16 protein-coding genes are annotated in these 21,832 nt (G+C 42.4%); 9 read left to right on the forward strand and 7 right to left on the reverse strand.

Annotation, left to right across the window (positions count from 1 at the left end):
• The first annotated feature begins 2 nt into the window (after window positions 1-2).
• From ACXAH9_RS04940 to ACXAH9_RS04970, 7 genes are all read left to right on the forward strand, one after another.
• Window positions 3-1,346: an alpha-amylase family glycosyl hydrolase gene (locus tag ACXAH9_RS04940; protein WP_474893751.1), complete on the forward strand. Its 1,344-nt coding sequence runs from the start codon at window positions 3-5 to the stop codon at window positions 1,344-1,346.
• Window positions 1,346-2,686, forward strand: a complete 1,341-nt coding sequence (locus ACXAH9_RS04945) for an MFS transporter (protein ID WP_474893752.1) — start codon at window positions 1,346-1,348, stop codon at window positions 2,684-2,686. Before ACXAH9_RS04940 ends, ACXAH9_RS04945 begins: the two co-directional genes overlap by 1 nt.
• Window positions 2,683-3,633, forward strand: a complete 951-nt coding sequence (locus ACXAH9_RS04950) for an ROK family protein (RefSeq protein ID WP_474893753.1) — start codon at window positions 2,683-2,685, stop codon at window positions 3,631-3,633. Before ACXAH9_RS04945 ends, ACXAH9_RS04950 begins: the two co-directional genes overlap by 4 nt.
• Window positions 3,634-3,660: 27 nt before the next feature.
• Window positions 3,661-4,632 carry a 6-phosphofructokinase gene (gene pfkA / locus ACXAH9_RS04955; protein ID WP_474893754.1) on the forward strand — a complete coding sequence of 324 codons (972 nt, stop codon included), beginning with the start codon at window positions 3,661-3,663 and terminating at the stop codon, window positions 4,630-4,632.
• 55 nt (window positions 4,633-4,687) lie between these two features.
• Window positions 4,688-5,092, forward strand: a complete 405-nt coding sequence (locus tag ACXAH9_RS04960; RefSeq protein WP_474893755.1) for a DoxX family protein — start codon at window positions 4,688-4,690, stop codon at window positions 5,090-5,092.
• On the forward strand, window positions 5,093-5,965 hold the full coding sequence (locus tag ACXAH9_RS04965; protein ID WP_474893756.1) for a bile acid:sodium symporter family protein: 873 nt from the start codon (window positions 5,093-5,095) through the stop codon (window positions 5,963-5,965).
• A gap of 245 nt (window positions 5,966-6,210) precedes the next feature.
• Complete coding sequence (locus ACXAH9_RS04970; protein ID WP_474893757.1) at window positions 6,211-6,723, forward strand: GNAT family N-acetyltransferase; 513 nt, start codon at window positions 6,211-6,213, stop codon at window positions 6,721-6,723.
• A gap of 54 nt (window positions 6,724-6,777) precedes the next feature.
• Here the strand turns inward: ACXAH9_RS04970 and ACXAH9_RS04975 are convergent, their stop codons facing one another.
• The 6 genes from ACXAH9_RS04975 to ACXAH9_RS05000 form a co-directional block, all read right to left on the reverse strand.
• Window positions 6,778-8,526 carry a DUF885 domain-containing protein gene (locus ACXAH9_RS04975; protein WP_474893758.1) on the reverse strand — a complete coding sequence of 583 codons (1,749 nt, stop codon included), beginning with the start codon at window positions 8,524-8,526 and terminating at the stop codon, window positions 6,778-6,780.
• A gap of 78 nt (window positions 8,527-8,604) precedes the next feature.
• Complete coding sequence (locus tag ACXAH9_RS04980) at window positions 8,605-9,507, reverse strand: alpha/beta fold hydrolase (protein ID WP_474893759.1); 903 nt, start codon at window positions 9,505-9,507, stop codon at window positions 8,605-8,607.
• 76 nt (window positions 9,508-9,583) lie between these two features.
• Window positions 9,584-10,915 (reverse strand): hypothetical protein, encoded by a 1,332-nt coding sequence (locus ACXAH9_RS04985; RefSeq protein WP_474893760.1) that lies wholly within the window; start codon window positions 10,913-10,915, stop codon window positions 9,584-9,586.
• 1 nt (window position 10,916) lies between these two features.
• Entirely contained in the window at window positions 10,917-11,822 is a 906-nt protein-coding gene (locus ACXAH9_RS04990) for an AAA family ATPase (RefSeq protein WP_474893761.1), read from the reverse strand.
• A gap of 156 nt (window positions 11,823-11,978) precedes the next feature.
• Complete coding sequence (locus ACXAH9_RS04995; RefSeq protein ID WP_474893762.1) at window positions 11,979-12,620, reverse strand: transglutaminase-like domain-containing protein; 642 nt, start codon at window positions 12,618-12,620, stop codon at window positions 11,979-11,981.
• A gap of 201 nt (window positions 12,621-12,821) precedes the next feature.
• Window positions 12,822-13,982, reverse strand: a complete 1,161-nt coding sequence (locus tag ACXAH9_RS05000) for a methionine aminotransferase (RefSeq protein WP_474893763.1) — start codon at window positions 13,980-13,982, stop codon at window positions 12,822-12,824.
• 220 nt (window positions 13,983-14,202) lie between these two features.
• Here ACXAH9_RS05000 and ACXAH9_RS05005 point away from each other — a divergent pair, with 220 nt between their 5' ends.
• Window positions 14,203-17,616, forward strand: coding sequence for an endonuclease (locus ACXAH9_RS05005; RefSeq protein ID WP_474893764.1), 3,414 nt, complete (start codon window positions 14,203-14,205; stop codon window positions 17,614-17,616).
• Between the two features lie 191 nt (window positions 17,617-17,807).
• A complete protein-coding gene (locus ACXAH9_RS05010) occupies window positions 17,808-19,985 on the forward strand; it encodes a bifunctional alpha,alpha-trehalose-phosphate synthase (UDP-forming)/trehalose-phosphatase (protein WP_474893765.1) in 2,178 nt (725 codons plus the stop codon).
• Here ACXAH9_RS05010 and ACXAH9_RS05015 read toward each other — a convergent pair.
• Window positions 19,975-21,759 (reverse strand): glycoside hydrolase family 15 protein, encoded by a 1,785-nt coding sequence (locus ACXAH9_RS05015; RefSeq protein WP_474893766.1) that lies wholly within the window; start codon window positions 21,757-21,759, stop codon window positions 19,975-19,977. The two genes, ACXAH9_RS05010 and ACXAH9_RS05015, sit on opposite strands and share 11 nt — an antisense overlap.
• Window positions 21,760-21,832: the final 73 nt, after the last annotated feature.

A 21,832-nucleotide genomic window follows, 5' to 3' on the forward strand; every position in this document is an offset into this window, starting at 1 on the left:
ATATGAAGATCATAACCAACCTAACTTTTTTGTTAATACTCATTGCTTCCTGCTCTCAACCCAAAAATGAGGAGAAGCAACCTGATACCACTAGGGGCTTTCCGGAACGAGCCAAAGACATGGTGATCTATGAGGTGAACGTACGTCAGTATACGCCTGAAGGCACATTCAATGCTTTTGCTGAGCACTTTCCACGGCTGGAAGAATTAGGTGTTGACATTCTTTGGATTATGCCGATTCAGCCAATCGGAGAGAAAAACAGAAAGGGAGGATTGGGGAGCTACTATTCTATCAAAGATTACACTGCAGTAAATCCTGAGTTCGGTAGCATGGATGATTTTAAAAGATTGGTCGCGGAGGCTCACAAAAGAGGGATGTCGGTGATTCTGGATTGGGTAGCCAATCATACCGCATTTGATCATGCCTGGACGGAGATAGAGGGGTATCACAATACGGATTCTTTGGGTAATGTGACCTGGCCGGAGGGAACAGACTGGACAGACGTTGCAGATCTGAATTATGATAACATGGACATGCAAGATGATATGATCGAAGCACTTCGGTTTTGGGTGAAAGAAGCCGATATCGATGGATATCGATGTGATGTGGCCGGTTTTGTTCCGATGGAATTTTGGAACAGGGCAAAGGATTCGCTGGACCTGGATAAAGATCTATTCATGCTAGCTGAGTGGGACGAACCTAAAATGCATGAAGATGCATTTCATATGACTTATGGTTGGGGGCTTCATCATTACATGAATGAGTTAGCAAAAGGAGAGAAGAATGCAGATTCGCTAGTCTCCTTTATCAAAAAAGACCTTGATCGGTACCCTTCAGATGCCATCAGAATGAACTTTACCACCAACCATGATGAAAATTCATGGAACGGGACTGTGTTTGAACGATTCGGCGATGGGCATAAAGCGTTTGCGGTTTTTGCTTTTACGGTTCAAGGCATGCCATTGATTTACAGTGGACAGGAGGCCGGCCTGAATAAGCGATTGGCATTTTTTGAAAAGGATACCATCGAGTGGGGTGATGTAAAGTATCAGGACTTTTATGCTTCTCTTGTAGATATCAAGAAGTCCAACCCTGCACTTTTCAACGGTGATTATGGAGGAAATCCTGAATTTGTTGATGTTTCAAATCCAATGGTGATTGCATATTCCAGAGTAAAGGATGATAACTGTGTCAATGTAATCATCAATTTATCAGGAGAAAATCAACCTGTCAAGATTCCTGCCACATGGAATTTTTCAGACATCTTTTCAAGTCAGCAGGTTGATTCTTCAATAACCGAACTGCAACCCTATCAATATTTTGTTGGATCAAAATCAACCAGATAATGAGTAATGTTTCGTTGAACTCCGATAAACCAAAGCTTAGCTTCTGGCAGATTTGGAACATGAGTTTTGGCTTTTTGGGAATTCAGTTTGGCTTTGCCTTACAGGGTGGATTTATGTCCAGGATATTTCAAACGCTAGGAGCCAGTAAAGATGAGATTCCCATACTATGGATAGCAGCACCGCTTACAGGACTTATCGTTCAGCCAATTATTGGGTATATGAGTGATCGAACCTGGAATCCCAGGTTAGGCAGACGAAGACCTTTTTTCCTGATCGGGGCTATTCTTAGCTCAATTACATTGATTTTCATGCCATATTCATCCGCGTTGTGGATGGCAGCTGGGTTTTTATGGATACTGGACGCCAGTATTAATATATCCATGGAACCTTTCAGAGCACTTGTTGCAGATAAACTGCCTGATTCTCAACGATCTTATGGATTTGTGGTTCAAACCTTGATCATTGGTGTTGGTACCTGGATTGCAAGCAACCTTCCTGCTTTTGTTACGAAGCTTGGAGTTGCAAATGAAGCGCCTGAGGGGATGGTGCCTCCCAGTGTTAAACTTGCCTTCTTGATAGGTGCAATTGTTTTTATTGGGACCATACTATATACCATCCTTACAACGAAAGAATATCCACCAGAAGACCTGGATGCCTTTAAGAAAGCCAATGAAGAAAGCAAAGGTTTAATAAATGGCGTCAAGGAGATATTTAGCAATATTTCGGGTATGCCACTGGTAATGAAAAAGCTAGGTGTAGTACAGTTTTTTTCATGGTTTGCTTTTTTCACGATGTGGAGTTTTGCTACACCAGCGTTAACAGAGCATGTTTTTAATGCAGGGGATCCTAAAACAGCAGCATACAATGATGCGGCCAATCAGGTAGGTTCCTATATGGGTACTTATGGGCTTTCTTCGATGGTATATGCCCTGCTTCTGGCATTCATTACTAGCAAGTACTCCATTAACAGGAAGTATTTACATATGATAAGTTTACTTATTGGTGGTCTGGGGTTTATGTCAATGCTCATCATTTCAGAGCCATGGATGCTTCACTTATCCTTCATCGCAATCGGTGTTGCCTGGGCCAGTATTCTGTCTATGCCTTACGCCATGCTATCGAGTGCCATTGACCCTAAAAAGATGGGAATTTTCATGGGGCTATTCAACATGTTCATTGTAATTCCCCAGATTGTAGCAGCCATTGGGGGAATTAATTTCACCTATAAATTACTCTTCGGTGAAGCCACAATAAATACCATGCTTTTAGCAGGATGTTCTTTAGTTTTGGCTGGACTAGCAAACCTGATTATTGTAAATAAGAAAGCCATTAGCGGATGACCAAACTAGCGGTAGGAATTGATATTGGAGGGACCAACTCCAAGTTTGGATTAGCAGATCGAGAAGGGAATATTGTAGCCCAATCACGTATTAAGACTCAACAATACGGCGATTATCATAAATTCATAAGAACCTTAAAGGAAGAGATTGAAAAACTACATCCGCTGGATGATGTGATTGGAGTAGGTGTAGGAGCACCGAATGCCAACTATTATGAAGGCACGATCGTGGATCCACCCAACTTGCCATGGAAAGGTGTTTCCAGGTTTGCGGCAGAGGTTGAGAAAGAGTTTGGACTGAAGTGTGTACTCACAAATGATGCGAATGCAGCGGCGTTGGGGGAAATGGTATATGGCAAGGCCAAAAATATGAAGGACTTTGTTGTTCTTACTGTGGGTACCGGTCTTGGTAGCGGAATCGTAATCAATGGGGATTTGGTGTATGGAAAACACGGTTTTGCAGGTGAATTAGGCCACACCTTAGTAAACGCCAATGGAAGGTTTTGTGGATGTGGAAAAAGAGGATGTTTGGAAACGTACGTGAGTGCAACAGGAATCCGTAGAACGGTCTACAAACTTTTGGCAGACTACACAGAACCAAGTATGCTACGCTCTATAAGTTTTGATGACTTAAGTACGAGAACCATCACTGAAGCGGCAGAAAAAGGAGATAAAATTGCTATCGAAGCTTTTAAGTATACCGGCAGAGTATTAGGAATGAAATTATCGGATTTTATTGTTCATACTGATCCTGAAGCCATATTTTTGTTAGGAGGATTATCCAAGGCCGGTGATCACATTTTTACCCCAGCTCAGGAAAACATGGAGCATTTTTTAATGCCTCTTTTCCTAGACAAAAAAATACAACTACAACCCTCAGGTCTTAAGGATGATGATGCCCCTATTTTAGGTGCTTCTAGTCTTGTTTGGAAATATTTAGCCGGCTAAGCCGGAGTGATTTAACAGATAATTAGAATGAAAAATATTGGAGTATTTACTTCAGGAGGAGATGCACCCGGCATGAATGCTTGTGTGAGGGCTGTAGTTCGATCCGGCTTAAGTCTGGGGCTCAATGTCTATGGAATTAGGTATGGGTACAATGGTATTATCAATGGTGACATGTACCTAATGAAGTCCTATTCTGTAAGCAATATCCTACAAAAGGGAGGTACGATTTTAAAATCTGCCAGAAGTGAAGAGTTTAGGACAAAGGAAGGTAGAAAAAAAGCTTATGAACAGCTGAAAGCGAAAGGCATAGAAGGACTTGTAGCAATAGGTGGAGATGGCACATTCACAGGTGCGAATATCTTCTATGAAGAATATGGAATTCCAACTGTCGGTGCACCGGGCACCATAGACAATGACCTTTATGGTTCAGACTACACTATTGGATTTGATACTGCTGTAAACACCGCGCTAGAAGCGATTGACAAAATCAGAGATACAGCAAACTCTCACGACCGGGTATTCTTCATCGAAGTTATGGGACGTCATTCAGGCTACATCGCCATTCATTGCGGAATTGGTGGTGGAGCAGAATTAGTTATGGTACCAGAAACTTCTACAACGATCCAGGACGTGATAGATACCCTGAACCAGGGACGTGATAAAGAAAAGACCTCTGCCATCGTGATAGTGGCCGAAGGAGATGAACAGGGAAACGCTCATGAGATTGCCAATAAGGTAATGAAAAAGCTTCCAAAGTTGGATATTCGTGTATCCACATTAGGTCACTTACAGCGTGGAGGCTCACCTACCTCACTAGATCGTATTTTAGCCTCAAGGCTTGGTTTAGCTGCCGTTGAGGGTCTCATCGATGGAAAAACCAATGTGATGGCTGGGATCATCGATGATGAAGTAGTTTACACCAGTTTCAAACTGGCAATAAGTAAAACCAAGCCAATCAACAACGAATTAATGCGGTTAGTTGAAGTGATGAATATTTAGTTTGGTATATAGGCTGACTCATATTTGTTAAATTGGCTGAAAAACAACTTAGCCGATGAAATTACTTTTATTCTCAGCTCCTGTGCTGTGTTTGGCGTTTTTGGCCATTCTTTTTTTACAGTCCGGACTCGATAAGGTTTTCAATTATAGAGACAATAAAGAATGGCTTTCCGGTCATTTTGAAAAGAGTCTTTTAAGCAAACTGGTCCCGGTGATCGTACCCACCATCACAATTTTAGAGGTATTCTCCGGTTTGTTTTGCGCCCTTGGGATTATTCAATTGCTGGTCGATGGGAGTGCTCAAATGGGATTAATCGGAGCGCAACTCTCCACCTTGTCCATTTTAGCCTTATTCTTTGGTCAGCGCATGGCACAAGACTATGTAGGAGCTGCAACCCTCACTACCTATTTCATTATCTGTATCATGACCATTTATTTGCTCTGGCCACAGGTTTTGTAGATGCGTGAGACTCAGGATGTACTTATCCCGATAGCGATCGCTATCATCATGTGGGGGATTGGTCTCAATCTCACATTCAATAGCTTCAAACGGGTATTCATTGAGCCAAAAGCAATCCTGACCGGTTTGACTTTACAGTTGATTATGTTACCTGCTGTGGGTTTATTGATTGCCTGGCTTTGGAATCTTGATCCTGCATTTAAAGTTGGCATTGTCCTGATTGCTGCATGTCCGGGGGGCACATCCTCTAATCTGGTCACTCACATGCTGAATGGCCGAGTGGCACTTTCTATCTCACTTACTGCCTTCAATAGTTTTTTAATTCTTTTCACCATTCCAGTGATTATCGGTGGTGCAATGGAGTTATTTATGAATAGCAGTCAGGAGGTACAGCTCTCTTTCTGGCAAACTTTTCAGAATATTGGACTAACTGTGATCTTGCCGGTGCTGGCAGGGTTACTTATTCGGAATTATGCTACTGAATTTGCAGAGCAATTAAAACCGTATTTGAGATATGTGCTTCCTGCTATTTTGCTGATAGTTTTCTTAGTTGTTGGGATAGATTCACTGGGGAAGGAGAGCTCCGGTTCATTGGGTGAAAAGTTAGCAATTGCGATTCCACTACTATTACTCAACCTAACCACCATTTTCATGGGTTTTATCATCGCAGGACGCCTACGTATCAATCACGATGGAAGATACACCATTGCGATTGAGATGGGACTGCAAAACAGCGCCCTGGCCATCTTTATTGGATCACAGATTATCCAGAATTCACAAGTGGTTTTGGTAGCGATCATCTACAGCAGTTTTTCGTTTTTTACAACGCTGCTTGCAGGTTGGGTGCTGGGAAAGAGGTTTGCACCAGAGTGAGAATTTTCAATCATGATTGTGATACTGAGCCGGCCTTGGCAGGCAGGCCTATTGAAAGGTAGGCAAGCATAAACTCATATGAATGAGGCATTGGCCAACTCCCCCTTTGAAGGGGGGAGTGATGGATGTGGAGAGGGAGGGGGATGTAAGACTTGAGGTAGTAAGTTTGATCGTATTGCCCCTCATTTTGAAGTCATCCCTTTCAATTTTCCGTTTTCCATTTTTTTGAATAAAATTAATCATCCATGTCAGTCACCATTTCACAAGCACACCCCAAAGATTATGAAGCCATCGGTCGGCTGATGGTAGAAGTATACTCCAACCTGGAGGGCTTTCCGTCACCCGAAGAACAGCCGGCATATTATGACATGCTCGCCAATATTGGTGAGTTCACGAAGAAAGAGAGCGTGGAATTGTTGGTGGCTAAAAAGGAGGATGAGATAGTGGGTGCGGTGGTGTACGTGGGAGATATGAAAGACTATGGATCCGGAGGTACGGCCACCCAGGAAAAGAATGCAGCTGGTTTCCGACTGCTGGCGGTTAGTTCCAAAGCCCGAGGGTTGGGAGTAGGGAAGAAGCTTACGGAAGCATGCCTTGAGAAAGCACGTAAAGAGCAGCGGGAACAGATGGTGATCCATACCACTGAGTCAATGAAAGTGGCATGGAGCATGTATGAGAAGATGGGGTTCAAGCGCTCGGTGGACCTGGATTTTCTGCAAAGCGGATTGCCGGTATTTGGGTTTCGGTTGAGGTTGTGATGTATTCATGCTCACCTACTCGACCCGTTTACAAACGGGGATGAGAAAGGGTAATCATTGTTGCTTTTTCTTTTCTATCCACCTAAAAATTACCCGCTCTAAATGGGTAAGAGGTATATTGCCATGACGCAAACACTCCCTATGAAATTCCTTAATATCAAAATCATCACCCAGGATGTTTTCAGCATGTATTCTTAGTCTACGAATAAATGAGTTGCCTATGCCATAGTTTAATTGATAGCCCAATAACGTTGAGCTAGATACAAAATGGTTGTTGGTCAATTGTTTATTCAAATTATATTTCTTTTCGAATATTTCGTAAAGCAGGTCAATCTCATTCTCTCTATATACAAGGAAATTGTTAAGAAATACATTTTCATTGAAGGTATAGAAATATTGTGTTAGTACACTTTTCGGTGAACTATACCAACCAAGTTCTTCAGCCACAGTTTGAACATACACGGCCCATCCTTCCCCATAGCCTGCATTCCAAATCAATTTGTTTATAGGATGAATACTGTCTAATTGATTCAAATAGGCATGTTGAAAATGGTGACCTGGAATCCCTTCGTGAAATACAGTGGCTTCTAAATAACCTTTAGGTGCAAAACTGTGCATCAAATAATCAAAATACATGGTTGCCGTATCTCCCTCTTGTTTTGCGGATGTGTAGTATGCATTGGCATCAATTCCCTCTTTGTGTTTCGGAATTCGCTTTACCTTAAGCGGTTCCGATGGAGGGTCAACTATGAAGTGGGCTTCTTCACGCTTTGATAAATTAAATGAAGACTTAAGCTGTTGCTCAAGTTCATTGTAATCTTTAAAATAGTTTTCAGGATCATTATAAAAAGCGTTCAAAATAGCTTCCTGATCGCCAACTCCGTAAATCTTTTCCCCCAGCTTCAATAGCTTTTGCTCATTGCTTTGGATGAGACTATCTCCAATACCTATTAGCTCATTTTTAGACATTTTCAAGGAGGTGTAGTATCTGGCATAGGCCAGATAGCATTCCGATCCGTTAGGAATATTTGTTACAGAATAGTTTTTTCTGGCTTTAGGAAGGTAGTCATCGGTGAGATAGGCTTTGAGCTTTGAAAATGCCGGGTAGATTGAGTCTATAATTATTGCTTTTAGCTCCTCTTGAAAAATAGAGTCATTGCTGCCAATTGCTGGTTGGTAAAATATACTTTCCTCTATAGGAGAATCGAGGTAATATTCTATCTGATCAATCAGGATTTCAATAGCTGGACCGGGTAGGACATACCCTTGCTCAAGCCCTTTGGAGTTATTAGCAATTTCAGTATTTATCAGCTCCGGTACTTGACTCCATCGGCCTAAGAGAGCCCTTTTTTCTGGTTCATTCTCTGCCTTTTGTTTATTTGACAAACGTTCCAATTCGACCTGAAACCCTTCCATATAGTTAAAACTCCACAAGTGTTGATTACAAACGCGTAGTTGCTTTGAGGCCTCCAGTCGTTCCCGTAAATTATAGTAAGTGGTTTGATCTAACTCATTTAGATGATCAGGTTCAATCAACATTAATTGCTCGTATAATGAATCCTCAGCAGCTTGTTCTTCCATTATCCTGCTCTCATAGGGTATCCAAAGCCTATTGTTATTTGCTTCTGGAAGAGCTTCCAAAGTGCCTTTTTCAGGGTGGAATCTGATGTAATGATTATACAAATAGATGTCGGCCAGGTCATTAACCGTGGGTGCGGAAGTTTGCTCATCCGTTGTATGGCTGCACGCGAGCACGGCAAGGAGAAGCCACAGGGATAAAATGGTTTTATTCGTTTTTCTCATGACAAATGTATTCTAGGTCCATTCTAGAAAGAATACTGTTAATGGAAGCTGCTAGTGATCCAGTCCATGCTTTAAGTCTTAATCTATTTCGTTTCCAATGTGTTTCTTAATTGAATTCCTTAGATTCCAATCAAGTGCTTTACATAAAACATTCAGTTTCTCATCATCATTGAATAATACACTCGTGTAACCTTTTACTATTGCATTAATCACTAAGGTAGGATTGTCTTTAAAAATATAGTGTCCGCTTCCCTTTGCGATAATTCCTACACGATTAGGTACTGCTTTGACGAAATTTTCATGTGTTTCTATAAGTAATTTCCATTCTTCGTCAGTATGATGTCTTTGAATAGGTGACCAAATATCAGTTACAGGAACAGTTGATGGAAATTCAACATTTCTCATATACCGTATGGTGTTTGTATAATTCTTCACCAGGTAGTAAATCCCAAGATTTTCATCTGTTTTTGGTGGGACATTTTCACTTTCAATTTTTTCAAGAATTTCATCAGTAAACCAACCTGCCAAATTTGAATCTATTCGAATGTTGTATTTTACTTTACTTGGATTTCGTTTGGTAAAAAGAGTCGCATAAAAACCACCATAGGAATGTGAAACGATGATTATATCATTGAAATACCCTAATTTCTTTAAGGCCTTTTCCAGTTCTTCAATTCCATTTAAAATGCTGTGACCATCTTCGGACCTTATTTCAGGATTAATTTGACTCTTACCAAACCCTGCTCTATCGTAAGTAATAATAGTTGCTCCTGTTATTTCATGTATTGGCTTTATTAAATCCTTCCACACTGTTCCATCATCACCAGCACCTGATTCGAATAGGATTGGAGTTCCATTACCTTTTATAATGTTGCAATGGATTTTATATCCTCCAATATCAACTAAAGTATCTATCTCAATAGATTGAGCGTTTGTTATGCAATAATTAAAGACTAAGGTGAGGAAAATCAATGTTTTCATATAGCGTTTAATAGCCTAATCAAATATAGGTCTAAATAGCGCTCATCTTGCTATGTTGGTGTTAAGCGAACACGTTTTACCCCTCCGTACTTTTCGAATTCATCTCCCTCACCGCTCGTTCTATGCCATGGGGAGTGAGTGGAAACATCGGCACGATCTGTTTCATGGCCTGAATGGTATAGGTACCCGGCCAGTACCTTAGGGGTTCGGGATTCAGCCAGACAGACTTTTTAAATTTTTTCACAATGGCCTGAATGTTTCGGATACTCAATGCACTGAGCTCATAGGGCGCCATCGCAGAATCTCCGATAAAGAATACCCGGTAGTCTTTGTTGTATTTCAAGAGCTTTTCTACGGACATATAGGTGGATCTACGCTCATCTATCCATACCCGATCATAGATGGTGTTATGGAAGTAAAATACCTCCAGATCATGTGCAAAGCGTGTTTTCATCTTTCGAAAAAGCTGCTGAACCGTCCGCACGTAGGGAGCCATGGAATAGCCTCCATTGTCTATCAGCACGATGATTTTGAGCTCCTCATTTTTCTCACTGGTGAGTTCGGGAATAAAAAGTCCTCCTCGCTTCAGTCCGGATTTGATCGTATGTGGCACGTCCAGCTTTTCGATGGCGCTTTCTTCTATCACCCCTTTGATGGAGGCGAGTGCCGCATCTACATTGTTGTCATTCAGGATTGCATCCCGATCAATCGGAAAGTAATTTTTATCACCCATCACTTTTCGGGCCATGCGTCCGCCTCCCTGTCCACCAACACGGATTCCGTTTTTAGCTGCACCCCCATGTCCATAGGGGGAGATACCTCCGGTACCGATCCAGTGGCTGCCACCGCTGTGATTTGTCCGTTGCTGGTCTCTCACTTTTTCCATCCGCTCAAGCAGCTCCTCCAGGGTCAGATCGGAATAGTCGGCCATTTTATCCAGCACGCGCTCTGCCGGCTGTCCATCTATTTCCTGCGGGTCCTCATCTTCCAGATCGGGGTTGTCTTTGTCCCAGATCTCTTTACCATTGATGACTTCTTTAATATCGTAAGAGGTCAGGTGCACCTGATCCAAAAATGTGTTGACCAAATCTTCCTCGGTCAGGTCAATGTCTTTATCAGCCTCATCGATGTATTGGGTCTTCCATTTTTTAAATGTTTCGGACCTCAGAATGGCATCTTCCAATGTCTGCCCCGGAGCGATGGGTACATGCAGGAAATATTCGTAGTACGCTTTAGTAAACGGCCCGATATCTGCCGGCTCTTTGACAATGATGCCTTTGAGCACATTATGCAGGTCTCCCAATGTCTTTACCAGTCCTTTCATCATCACCTTTCTCAAGGTGAGCAAGGTGCGCACATCGGCCTGGAGGCCGTGTTTTCTAAAGGATTCTGGTAATGAGCTTAGCATATTAATTCCACGAAGGTCCGCCAAAGTTGTTGTCGGCACCAATCATCCGATTGACACGCTCCAAATCTGTTTGCGTTTTGATGAGGGCACCAATTCCCTCTAACCCTTCAATTTTTTTGACTGCCTCCTTCGGCGTAACATCACTCATGTATTTCAGCCAATTCAGGATTTCCCGAGTAGTCGGAGATCGTTCTAATCCAAGTCTGCGTAGGTGGTAGAACACATCCAGAGCTACTTTAACTACGGTTTCATCTAATCCCGGATGATGCTTCTCCACAATCTTTTCCATTACCTCTTTATCTGGAAAATCAATGTAGTGATAAATACATCTGCCTTTGAAAGCCGTTGGTAACTCCTGTTCCCGGTTTGAAGTAATCACAATAGCAGGCATATCCTCTTCGGACACCTCAATCACCTCACCGGATTCCGGCATGATGAATTTCCGGTGACTCAACGCATAGAGTAGATCGTTTGGAAACTCTCTCGGAGCTTTATCTATCTCATCGATCAGTAATACAGAATTAGGCTTGCTATAAGCGATAGCAGCAGGACCTTTCACCACATAATCGCCCAGGTTTTCCGGGTTTCGATCGCTTGTCATTCGTGCTTCCAATCCTTTTTCTTCCCTTTGAGCATTGAGTATCTCAATCTGTGAGTCTCGGAGATACTTTACATGATCAAATCTTGCTACAAACTGTTCAACATTACTTTTTGAACCAACGGGATAGACTTCAATATCTAACCCTCTATCTTTTGCATAGTGGATAGGAAGCTCCGTTTTGCCTGTGCCTGGTTCACCTTCGATGAGTAAGGGCATCCCTAAGGTTCGAGCCATGTGGAATGCCTGTGCCAACTCTGGGTCACATAAGTATTTGTCAGATCCTTTCCAGTGTGTGGTTTCTGCCATGTTTTTTCTTTAAAGTAAGAATGAGTTTTCTTTTAGGTTTCGATTTATCTCAATCCTAAAAAATTTATTCCTTTCATTCAACTATGAAATCCTTCACTTCGTTCAGGATGACACTTCGGAATTTGTTGTCATGCTGAGGTAACGAAGCATCTCAGGCTACAATTTTAGTTCACCTGCCTCATTCAAAAGACTCTCCAGCTTTGGATAATTCTCTTTCATGTTTTGCTCAATGAATTCCAGCGGAACATCTGAAAATGATCCGTAATCATCGATGTATTCCATGAATTCTTTTCCTTCGACATTGAATTCCTGAAAAATAGAATCATCTTCCCCATTGAATTCTAAAGGTTCTACACCTGTTTTGATGCACAACTCCTTATTAAAAGCAGGGGTGGCCTTCACCCATTTTCCGTTCAAATAAACATCTACCATTCCATGAGGGGTCAACTCGTTGGTGCCAAATTTTTCTGTGAGTCTATCTACCGCAATGTGATTTTTCACCTTCGCCAGATGGAGCTTAGCCGGGATGCCCATAGCCCTCAGTCCAGATATATACAGAATCGACTTATCGATGCAATGACCGTGATCTTTTTGAGCAATGGTGCTGGACTTTAAGGCTTCTTTTCGAAAGCTAATATCGTACGGGTTGTACCTCCAACCATCTCTAACTTTTAGATATAGTTGGTTTGCTTTTTCAATTTCCGACTGGTTTGGATTCTTAAACTCAGCCACAAGTTCTTGGATGGCTGGGTGCTCATAATCAAAATAATACGTGCTTTCTAAATTTTCCTCTAACATCAATACTCAATAATAATCTTCTTGTTATAAGTCAACTCCCCTTCCTTGGAGTGGTTCGATGCACCGAAGGTAGGGACGTACTCAGTCCCCTCCTGGGAGGGGTAGGGGTGGGTTAAATCAAACTTTTTCAAAAATGACTACTCCTTAAGACCCACCTCTTTCTCTCTCCTCCCCAGAGGAGAATAATGTGTCATTTTTGAATCAACCCTTTAACCTTAATAATCGTTCTGCTGCAGCCTGAATGGTTTCTTCTTTTTTAGCAAAGCACAAACGGATCACCTTATCTCCCGGAGGATTGGTATAAAATGGAGACATAGGGATCGCTGCTACACCAATTTCCGACGTTAGATATTTGGCAAACTCCAGATCATCCATGTCACTCACATCAGAATAGTCGTAAGCTTGGAAATAGGTCCCTTTTGCCACTTTAGGAAGTAGAGGTACATCCTTAAAAAAGTTATTCATCGCATCTCTTTTCTCCTGAAAGAAGGAGGGCAGGTATTCATAGTTTTCAGGTTCAGCCAAATAGTCTGCAACTGCAAACTGCACAAACGAATTGGTGCAAAACACATTCCATTGATGAATTGCCTTGAACTCTTTGATCAGGTACTCGGGTCCTACGATGTAACCCAATTTCCATCCGGTAGCATGAAGGGTTTTACCAAAAGAGAATACGGCCATCGACTGCTCAAAAAGCTTTGGCAAACGCATGATGCTTTGATGAGCCTCACCATCGAAGATCAGGTGCTCATATACTTCATCACTTAAGACAATGATGTTGGTGCCGGATACGATTTCCTCCAGCGCCTGCATGTCTGTCTGACTAAGCACTGTCCCACTTGGATTGTGTGGCGTATTGATAACGATCATTCTTGTTTTTTCACTGACCATGTCTTTCACCTTATTCCAGTCAATTCCATAATCCGGATAGGTCATGTTATACGGCTTTACAGTACCACCTGCCAACTGGATTTGTGGCTTATAACAGTCATATGCAGGCTCAAAGATGATTACTTCATCTCCCGGACTCACAAATGCCATGATTGCGGTGTATAATGCCTGGGTAGCTCCGGCCGTCACGCAGATTTGCGTGTTGGGATCAATGGACATATCGTAGACATGCTCCATTTTTTTGCTTAAGGTCTCGTTTAGCTTTGGCAAGCCAGCCAGAGGAGCATATTGGTTTTTTCCACCTTTCACATGCTTGGCTACCAGGTCTTTGAGTTTCTCATCACATTCAAAATCAGGGAAGCCCTGCCCCAGGTTGATGGCCTTATGCTCAGTGGCCAGCTTGGACATGATGGTAAAAATGTTGGTGCCTCCTGATGGAAGCTTCGGGTTAATAGCTACTTGATTTGGCATGTTTCAAAATTAATTGATGTGAGGAACTCCTGGTTGGTATTTATACCTCAGAATTATATAGGGTTAATTAGCTTGAACGCAAGGTTTTATTCTATCTAGAAGCACTTTTTGTCTGAAAATTTAACAATCCCTTTACTTTAGAATCTTTGAAATTTATTTGACAACAGATTCATTTGCTTAAATTTAGACCCGTAACAACCCTCAACCTAACAAAACAATTATGAGAAGATTTCTTGGCATTTTATTGCTTATTGGCACCAGTGTGTCGATGGCGCAGATTCCTGCAGGCTATTATGATGCAGCGCAGGGCAAAAATGGAGCTGAACTAAAAACAGCTCTTTACAATATCATTAAGGGACATACCGAATATCCATATTCTGCATCCACCACAGATACCTGGGATATTTTGAAAGAAACAGATGTAGATCCGAATAATTCCAATAACGTAATTGGTTTATATTCCGCATTTTCCATGAATGCTGCAGCTGAATATGATGGCGGTAATGGATGGACCCGAGAACATGTTTGGGCAAAGTCTCGTGGTGATTTTGGGACATCACCAGGGGCAGGGACAGATGTTCATCATCTACGAGCGGAGGATGCTTCGACTAATTCAGCGAGAAGCAATCGAAATTTTGATGAAGCTACAGATCAATACATCGATGCGAGTGGCCAATATTCAGGCCCGACACCTTCATTCACTGGTGGCTCCACTTCATTCACCTGGGAACCACGGGATGCGGTAAAAGGAGATGTTGCTCGAATGCTTTTCTACATGGCAACACGGTATGAAGGAGAAGCTGGAGAGCCCGACTTAGAATTAACAGAAACATTACTTACTTCTTCAGATAAATCGCCACTCCATGCTAAACTATCCGTGTTATTAACATGGCATGAGCAGGATCCGGTCGATGCATATGAGCAGGCTAGAAATGACATCATCTTTGGATATCAGGGCAATAGGAACCCATTCATTGATCATCCGGAATATGTGACCTCAATTTGGGGCAGTGGAACTCCAACAACCCCAGGCTTTACTTCAACTCCGGTGACAATAGCAACAGAAAACGTATCGTACACATACAATATTACAGCTTCCGGTGGAAGCGGAACATTGACATTTTCGGCACCCGTATTGCCATCATGGTTGACACTGAACGATGCTGGTAATGGAACAGGCTCTCTTTCCGGAACACCGGCCACCTCAGAAGTGGGTTCGCACTCCGTAACCCTCGAGGTAACTGATGGAACGGATGTTGATATGCAAAGCTTCACTATTACGGTAAATACAGCTTCTTCAGGAGGAGGAAGTGCTACCGACTTATTATTCTCGGAGTATATCGAAGGCTCATCTTACAATAAGGCAATCGAGATAGCTAACTTCACTGGAGCGAACGTTGATCTTTCCTCGTATGTGGTAAAAAAGCAAACAAACGGATCGGGCAGCTGGTCAGGTGGAATAACGCTTTCTGGTACGTTGGCTGATGGTGACGTCTATGTGCTTGCTCACTCATCCGCATCAGCTGCGATCTTAGCAGAAGCTGATTATACCGGTACTTCTACCGAGTTGACCTTCAATGGCAATGATGCCTTATCGCTTCATAAATCTGGGGTACTTATTGATGCAATAGGAGTGTTTAATAGTACAGCTACTTATGGTCAAAATGTGACCTTGGTGAGAAATGCAGACGTAACCAGTCCTAACACAGCCTATACTACCTCTGAATGGACTTCCTATGCTACGGATGATTTCAGTCACCTGGGTTCACATACAATGAATGTCGCACCTCCAAACCAGGCACCTACTGTCAGCATCACTGCGCCTGCAAATGGATCGACAGTAACATCCGGTGATCTTGTAACTGTTACTGCAGATGCAAGTGACTCAGATGGGATGGTGACGTCTGTGGAATTCTTTGTAAACGGCAGCTCTGTTGGCGTGGATACTTCTGCACCTTACAGCAGCTCTTTTACTGCTATTGAAGGAAGCATGAACATTACAGCAACAGCCACAGACGATGGAAGCGCTACAACCAATTCTGTGACTGTTAACATCACTGGGGAGGCGCCTGCCGCTACTGGTGTGCTTTACTTTTCTGAATACATCGAAGGAAGCTCATACAACAAAGCATTGGAAGTCGCTAACACTTCAGGTTCAGCTGTTAGTATGGCTGGTTATGAAATTAAAAAGCAGACGAATGGTTCCGGGAGCTGGTCTGGAGGAATTGCATTAAGCGGAACGTTAAATGATGGTGAAGTTTATGTTCTTGCAAATGCTTCTGCTAATTCTGATATTCTTTCTAAAGCAGATTATACCGGAGGAAACTCAGAACTGACCTTTAACGGAAATGATGCGGTAGGGCTTTTTAAAGATGGGACACTTATCGATATCCTCGGAACGTTTAATAGCGCTGCAACCTATGCCCAGGATGTTACTCTTCGTAGAAACGATGCGATCAATGCTCCAAATGATACATATACGACTTCTGAGTGGACTTCTTTTGGAACAGATAATGCTGCTGGTCTAGGATTAAGGTATGGGGAGGATGTTCCAAATACAGCTCCCACTGTATCCATTACTTCACCTGCTGATGGAACCACCTACAATGATGGTGATAATGTGGTCATTACTGCCAGTGCCAGCGATGCAGATGGTTCAGTTACATCTGTCGAGTTTTTTGTAGATGGTGTTTCAATCGGTGTGGACGCATCATCCCCATACTCGATGAACTGGACGGTAGGAGTAGGCACCTACTCGCTTACTGCCAATGCTACTGACAATGAGGGTGCGGTGAACACATCTTCAGTTGTATCAATTACGGGAGAAGCAGTCACTTCCGGAGAGACAGTTCTTTCTTATGATGGCTTTGAGTCTGGATGGGGCAATTTTTCTGATGGAGGCAAGGATGCCTATCGCTCAACAGATGCATCCAGGGCCTTTGCAGGCACTGCATCTGCTGGTATTCAGGATAATACCAGCTCCTCTGTTATAACATACACAAATGGCATTGATATTACTGCGTTTGATCAGGTACGTATAGATTTCAATTTCCTGGCTATTTCTATGGAAAATGGCGAGGACTTCTGGGTTCAGATGTATGATGGATCATCCTATGTGACTGTAGCAACCTTTGCCAGAGGTACGGATTTTAATAATAATACGTTCTACGCTGCAACGGTAGTTGTAGATCCTTCCAGTGTGAATTTTGCTAATAATATGAAAATTAGATTTAGATGTGATGCATCAGGAAATGGGGACGATATATACTTGGATGAAATCACTGTTACCGGGATCAACACGGGTGGTGCACGTTCGGCAGGTTCTATTACCGAACTTATAGCATTAGGACAAGCTGAAGTGGATCAGGCACAACATGCTGAAATCATTGAAGAGCTGATGTTCTTCCCTAATCCGGTGGTTGATGTCTTAAATGTGCGACTGGAGGATTCTGAAACTGAAACCATGCTGAAGCTGACAGATATGAGCGGAAAAGTGTTGCTTCTAAAGCATTTGAGTAAAGCTAAGGCAGCTGTTGATATAAAATTGGATTTGAGTGTTCTCAAAAATGGAATATATCTGCTTCATGTATTGCAAGGAGATCAAGAGGTTACTCAGCGAGTTTTTAAGAAATAGTCGTAAGCCTTTTAATGTTAGAAAAGGTACACCTAATCAAGTGTACCTTTTTTAGTTCTTAATCTGCGCATACATTCGAATTAATAGGATTTCACTTTGCTAATTCTTGTGATTCAAATCATTAAAAGAATGGATGAAAGGCATTCTATGAGTGAAGTTTAGTAACTTTTCTTCATATCATTATATGAATTATGCCTAAAACGATCATCGTTTCCAATCGTCTTCCTGTAAAGATTCAACGTGAGAATCAGTTATTTGAGTACAAGCCGAGTGAGGGAGGTCTGGCGACTGGATTAGGATCTGTATACAAAGAAGGAGATAATATTTGGTTAGGGTGGCCGGGATTGCCCGTAAATAAGGCGGAAGAGCGTGAGGAGGTAACGAGACACCTCAATGAACTTAATATGCACCCGGTATTCTTAACGAAAGCTGACATAGAAGAATATTATGAGGGTTTTAGTAATGAGACGCTGTGGCCAAATTTTCATTATTTCAATCAGTATATCATTTATGATGATGTTTTTTGGAATGCCTATCAGCGGGTAAACCGAAAGTTTGCGAAAGAACTGGAGAGATTGATTGAGGAGGGTGATACTGTCTGGGTTCATGATTATCAGCTGTTACTCCTGCCTTCGATGATTCGTGAATTGTATCCCAATATCAGCATAGGATTCTTCCTTCATATCCCATTTCCATCATTCGAATCTTTTAGACTCTTGCCGTGGAGGCGTGAGCTTTTGGAGGGTATGCTTGGATCTGACTTTATTGGATTTCATACTTATGATGATATGCGTCACTTTCTTTCATCAGTTAATCGACTGGCAGGGATAGGCAATACCAACGGGCAGATGAAAGTGGGAAACCGATTGGTTATGGCTGATGCCTTACCTATGGGTATCGATTATGACAAATATGCTGAAGTAGCGTCCCATCCGGATACGCTGGCGAGAGAGGTTCGGTACCGCACTTCCCTTGGGGATGTAAGGGTGGTATTGTCCATAGATCGGCTGGATTACTCGAAAGGGATTCCGGAGCGCCTAAAGGCCTTCGAAATGTTCCTAACGGAGAATGAAGAATTTCTTGGCAAAGTTTCTTTGCTCATGGTGGTAGTGCCTTCTCGTGATACGGTTCCTATGTATGCAAACCTGAAATCGGAAATAGAACTTCTGGTGGGACGAATAAACGGGAAATTCGGTAGAATAAATTGGGCACCTATTCACTATTTCTATAGAAGTTTTCCGTTACATGCACTGAGTGCTTTTTACAGGATGGCTAATGTGGCGCTCGTCACACCGATGCGTGATGGTATGAACCTGGTTTGTAAGGAATACATTGCGAGTAAGCTCGATAAGAAAGGAGTTTTGATCCTTAGTGAGATGGCGGGATCTTCGAAAGAGCTCTCTGATGCTATTTTGATTAACCCGAATGATGAGGGGCAGCATGTAAAAGCTTTAAAAGAGGCACTTACCATGCCTGAGTCTGAACAGGTTTCTAGAATGGAGATCATGCAGAAATCACTCCAGCGATACAACATACATGCGTGGGTGAAGCTTTTTATGCAGCGCTTGAACCATGTGAAAGAGGAGCAGGAAAACCTACAAACCAAGCCTTTAACAGAATCAGTAAAAGAAGAATTGCTGGCTAGCTATAACAAAACCAAAAAGCGGGTGCTCTTCCTGGACTATGACGGCACATTGGTTGGTTTCAATGCCAATCCGCTAGACTCTAAACCAGACAAGGAGCTAAAGAAAATCATTGCCGGTTTATGTGCAGATGAAAAGAATAGAGTGGTCATCATTAGTGGAAGAGACAAGGAGATATTATATAAATGGCTTTCTGAATTTCCTGTGGATTTTATTGCTGAGCATGGGGTTTGGCACAAAAAACATCAGGGAAAGTGGAAGAAGTTTGTAGAAGTGGATAACAGTTGGCAGGATGAAATACACAGCATTCTTGAAAATTATGTGAACCGAACACCGGGATCCTTCATCGAGAAGAAGGATTACTCATTGGTTTGGCATTATCGAAAAGTAGAAACTGGACTTGGAGAGTTGAGGTCCAGGGAGCTTACCAGTCATTTGAAGTACGTTTCTGCTGAAAGAGACATACAGGTTCAGGAGGGTGATAAAGTGATCGAGGTGAAAAACTCAAACGTAAATAAAGGAATAGCAGCAGCTTCATGGATCAAGAAAAACAGCTTTGATTTCTTCTTAGCCTGTGGAGATGACTGGACGGATGAGGATACGTTTAAGGCCATGCCACCCAAAGCTTTTACGGTAAAAGTTGGTGCTGCATCCAGCTCAGCTAAATACCGGGTGAAGGATTATCATGATGTCAGAGAGCTCCTTGAATCTTTGGCTAATCAATAAAGTCAGGCTTGTCCAGTTTTCGTGAAATTCTGCTTGCGGCATTGAGAAGTCCAACGTGACTGTAGGCCTGCGGAAAATTACCCCACATGCTGCCATCTTTTGCATTTACATCTTCACTTAGTAGCCCTAGATGGTTGCTGTACTCATTCAATTTCTGGAAGAAAGTGAGTGCTTCATCAATACGACCAACACAAGCTAACGCTTCCACATACCAAAAGGCGCAAATAAGGAATGTGCTCTCAGGCTTTCCAAAATCATCTTCGTGTAAATACCTGTAAAACAGGCCTTCACCAGCATGTAGTTCTTTCTCCATCGCTTTCAGGTGATCTTTAGCCGCTTGTGTATGTCCGGGCAGGTAATTCATCAGGATGAGCTGAAGGTTACTTGCATCCATTCGGTCAACGCCCACAGCTTGAGCATAGGCTTTCTTCTTTGGTACATAGCACTTTTCAATCATCTCAGTTGCTCTCGCTTTGAGTTTGGTCGCCAGCTCTCCAATTTTTTTGTCCTTGAGTGTTCGTGCTATTTTGATTGCTGCACTGCTTCCTGCCCAATGAAACAAGTATGTGTAGCAGTGATGTTGAGCCAGGTTTCTAAACTCCCACAATCCGGCATCCTTCTCATCAAATGTCTTTTCGATCATTTTTAGGGTCTTGTAGATCAGCTCTGGTGTATTGTATCGCTCATCAAAGATGATCCGCATGTCATTGAAAAGTGGGAGGAGGGAGACAAGCACCTGTCCATAAACATCATTTTGAATATGTGTATAAGCATCATTTCCGATCCGCACCGGCTGATTATCCAGGTATCCCTGAAGGGGTAGTTCTTGTTCAGTTAATATTTTTCTGCCATCAATGCCATATAGTGGTTGGAATCGATCGTTTTCCCCGGATGTTGTATTGAGAATAAAGTGGAAATACTTTTCAGACTCCTCAAAGTGGCCAATGTTATTGAATGCATTTAGTGTGTAGTAGGTATCACGCATCCAGCAAAAACGGTAATCCCAGTTTCGGGTACTGTCTGGGCTTTCCGGCAAACTGGTGGTGGTAGCAGCTACAATGGCTCCTGTATCTTCATATTGATGGATTTTAAGTATCAGTGCCGAGCGGATGGCATTGCGCTGGTAGAAATTGACAATGTTGGCTGATTTGATCCAGCCTTGCCAATACTTGGTTGTTTTGATCAAAAATGATTCACTGGTTTCCTCTAGGGCTGCTTCTAATGGTGGACCCCACGTGAGCACCATGTATTTTGTTTCGTTCAACACGAAGCTTTGCTCATCCAGGATGTGTGTGAGCGAAATGTTGGTGGTCAAACGGACGGCCGAATCCAGTCCCAGGAACCGAATATGGTTACTGCCAAAACTAGGCTCAGGTGTGACTTCACCGTAATTTCCTTTGGGTTTGCATCGAACTACCAGATTGGGAGACCCTTCCAGCCGTTCGATTTTTCGGATCAACATCAAAGGCTTGAAGTATCGATCTTGTTGAAAAAAACGTGGAGCAAAATCTGTAACGCGATAAGATCCTGAAGCACTGGTAATTTCAGTACACAGGATGTTGGTGTTTTCAATATAATACTGATGAGTCCGTTTGATTCCTTCTGAAGGCGATATGCAGAAAGTTCCTCCCTTTTCAGGATCCAGCATTTTACCAAAGATGAAACTGCTATCAAATTTGGGCCAGCACATCCAGGAAATATTGGTGTCTTTATGAATATGTGCGGTGTAAGCGCAATTTCCTATTACTCCATAGTCATATGAATGTCTCGTCATGCTCAGTATTAAAATGAAACATGTGGGAAAATTATGGAGGAATGATGAGCTATTTTAATCTGCAAGTAGAATT

It is taken from the genome of Ekhidna sp. ABH4_415 (genome assembly GCF_056161305.1).